Source organism: Nocardia sp. NPDC005745 (assembly GCF_040630775.1).
Lineage (GTDB): Bacteria > Actinomycetota > Actinomycetes > Mycobacteriales > Mycobacteriaceae > Nocardia.
Genome location: NZ_JBEXYF010000085.1, coordinates 1 through 3,586, shown reverse-complemented (window position 1 = coordinate 3,586; position 3,586 = coordinate 1). Strand labels below are relative to the sequence as shown.

Sequence of the window (3,586 nt, the reverse complement as noted above, 5' to 3'; positions counted from 1 at the left end):
CGTCGGGTAGTCGAAGACCAGGGTGGCCGGTAGTCGCAGCCCGGTAACAGTGTTGAGGCGATTGCGGACTTCCACCGCGGTCAGCGAATCGAAACCCAGATCCCGGAAGTTGCGGTCGGCACCGATTGCCTCGGCACCGGAATGACCCAGCACCACCGCAACCTGACTACCGACCACCTCGAGCACCGCCGCGTACCGGTCGGATGCGGACAATCCCACCAGCCGCTCCCGCAACCCGGCACCGCCGCCGGCCGCAGCACGTCGAGTACTGGTTGTCACCAGTCCCCGCAACAGCGGCAGCAGTGTGCCCGCGCGTTCCTGTGCGGCCAGAGTTGCGGTGTCCCACCGGACAGCGATCACCCCGGCGCGGTACTGACGCACCGCCGCGTCGAACAAGGCCAACCCCTGCTGCGACGACAGACCCACTACGCCACTGCGCCCGGTGTCGGTGTCATCGAGATGTCCGGTCATACCCGTGCGGGAGGTCCACAGACCCCACGCAATCGAGGTCGCAGCCTGTCCCCGAGCACGCCGGTACTCGGCCAGCGCGTCGAGGAAAGTGTTGGCTGCGGCGTAATTGCCCTGTCCCGGGCTACCCACCACACCCGACGCCGAGGAATACAACACGAACATCGCCAGGTCCATCCCCTGGGTCAACTCGTGCAGGTGCCAGGCGGCATCGACCTTGGTCTGCAGCACTGGTGTCACTCGATCTGCGGTCAACGACATGATCAGCCCGTCGTCGAGCACACCCGCGGTATGCACCACACCGGTCAACGGTGCCTGCGCGGGCACCGCGGCCAGCAACTGGGCCACTGATTCCCGATCCGAAACATCACAGGCCCTCAGCTGCACTTGAGCACCGAGTTCGCTCAACTGCGCCACCAGTTCCGCGGCACCCTCGGCTTGCGGTCCGCGACGGCTGGCCAGCACCAACGACCGCACCCCGTGCACGGTCACCAGATGCTGGGCCAGCATCGCCCCCAAACCCCCGGTACCACCGGTGATCACCACCGTGCCTGCCGACACCGTCACACCGGCGCCGGCCGTATCTGAAGGAACCGACAAGACGACCTTGCCGATATGACGCGCACGACTGATGTAGCGGAACGCATCCGGCGCCTGACGGATATCCCACACCTTGACCGGCAGCGGATCCAACACCCCGCTGTCGAACATCGCTTTGAGCTCTTTCAACATCTGCTGGATCCGGTCTGCACCAGCTTCGATCAAATCGAATGCCTGATACGCCACTCCGGGATGGTGCACCGCGATATCGCCACGGTCACGGTGGTCGGTCTTACCCATCTCGAGGAAGCGCCCACCACGCGGAAGAAGCCGCAAAGAGGAGTCGACGAATTCGCCGGCCAACGAGTTCAGAACCACATCCACACCGCGGCCGTCGGTGGCTGCCCGGAACGTGTCCTCGAAATCGAGCGAGCGGGAATCACCAATGTGGTGATCGTCGAATCCCATGGACCGCAAGGCATCCTGCTTGTCCTTGCTTGCAGTCCCATACACCTCCAAACCCCAATGACGAGCCAATTGAGTGGCGGCCATCCCCACACCACCTGCCGCGGCGTGGACCAACAACCGCTCACCCGGCTGGACACGCGCCAGATCGTGCAGACCGTAATAAGCGGTGAGGAACACCACCGATACCGCCGCCGCGTCGGTGAACGACCAGCCCTCGGGCATGTGAGTGATCATCCTGTGGTCGGTCACGGCAACCGGGCCCAGACCACTGACGATCAATCCCATCACCCGGTCACCGGGTTCGAACCCCTCGACACCGGGCCCGACCTCGGTGATCACTCCCGCAGCTTCACGCCCCATCCGGAAGTCTTCCGCGGCCACCATGCCCAGGCAGATGAGGACATCCTTGAAGTTCAGACCTCCGGCCCGTACCGACATTCGCACCTGTCCGGCACCCAGCGGCTCAACATCAGCTCGGTTCGATCGCAGGACGAGCCCGTCCAAGGTGCGATCGCCTGCCTCCAACTGCCACGATACCGACCCCGGAACCGCCAGACCCTGCTGCTCCGACACGCGGGTCATGCGGGCCATGTGCAACACACCAGTACGGATCATCAGCTGGGGCTCACCGCAAGCCAACACAGCCTCGATCGGCACACCCAGCCCGGATCCACCGTCGGATCTGGTGTCGGCATCGACGATGACGACCCTGCCAGGGTCTTCCGATTGCGCGGAACGTACCAACCCCCAGACCGCAGCCCCGGCCAGGTCGCTGATCTCGTCGCCATCGTGTCCGACCGCACCCCGGGTCAGTACCAGAAGCGTGCTCGCCGCGAACCGAGACTCCCCCAACCATGCCTGCAGCACCGTCAACATCTGCGTCGTGGCAGTGTGCACCCGCTCCGGCACATCGATACCGGCACCGGTGCGCCGATCCAGCACCACCACCGGCGGCACAGCGTGATCCTGCCCGCTCGCCCAGGTCAGGAAATCAGCCTCGGTGGTGAACACACGCATCTCAGGTGTACTCACCTCGTTCGTTTCGGCTGTCAGCGTTGTCAACGGCACCCAACCCAGTGCGCACAGCCGCTCGGCGCGGCCTGCTGTGCCGAGCTGTCCGGGGGCGATCGGTCGCACCGTCAGCGAACCCGCGCTCAGCACGGGCGCACCAGTGGAGTCGGCTACCCGGATTGCCACCGCGTCACCACCGCAAGCGGCCGGAGACATCCAACCACGCAACTCCGACGCACCGGCCGCGTGCAACGACACGTCCCGCCACTCGAACGGCAACGACACACCCGTCCCCGACTCGGCGTTGGCCGCGTCAGCGGCCATGCCGTGCAACAACGAATCCAACAACGCCGGATGCAGACCGAACTGTTGAGTGTCGGTGACGGTGTCGGGCAGTACCGCCTGCACGAACACATCCTCACCACGTCGCCACACCGACTGCAGGCCCTGGAAAGCGGGCCCGTACTCATAGCCCCGGTCGGCCAACAGGTCATACCAACCCTCCACAGGCACCGCTACCGCGCCGCGCGGCGGCCACACTGCCAACTCAGCAACCACCGGGGCCTGCTCCACCTCATCGGTCAGCACACCCTGCGCATGCAACACCCACACCGCACCAGCGGCATCCGGATCCGCGTCATCGCAGGTGCCGGGACGCGAGTACACCCTTACCCCACACGCCCCCTGGTCATCAGCGTCGTCGACCACCACCTGGATCTGGACCCCCGCATCGGCCGGCAACACCAACGGCGCCAGCAATGTGAGCTCCTGCAGCCTGGCACGACTCACCTGCTCACCGGCACGCAACGCCAACTCCACGAACCCGGTACCCGGCAACAACACCACACCATTGACGGCGTGATCGGCCAGCCACGGCTGGGCAGCCACCGACAACCTGCCAGTCATCACCACCGCACCGGAATCCGGAGACACCACCACAGCACCCAACAGGGGATGCCCGGCCGTGCTCAACCCCAGCGATGCAGCGTCCCCGGACCTACTGGTCTCGAGCCAGTACCGGCGTCGCTGGAACGCATACGCAGGCAACTCGACCCACCGCCCACGCCCCCGCAACACCGACTCCCACTCCACACCCACA

At 65.5% G+C, this 3,586-nt stretch carries 1 protein-coding gene; it reads right to left on the bottom strand.

Features of this window, described 5'->3' with window-relative positions; genetic code table 11:
* A partial coding sequence (locus tag ABZ420_RS35890; RefSeq protein ID WP_357132634.1) for an SDR family NAD(P)-dependent oxidoreductase occupies positions 1 to 3,564 on the bottom strand: 3,564 nt, incomplete at its 3' end.
* Positions 3,565 to 3,586 lie beyond the last annotated feature (22 nt).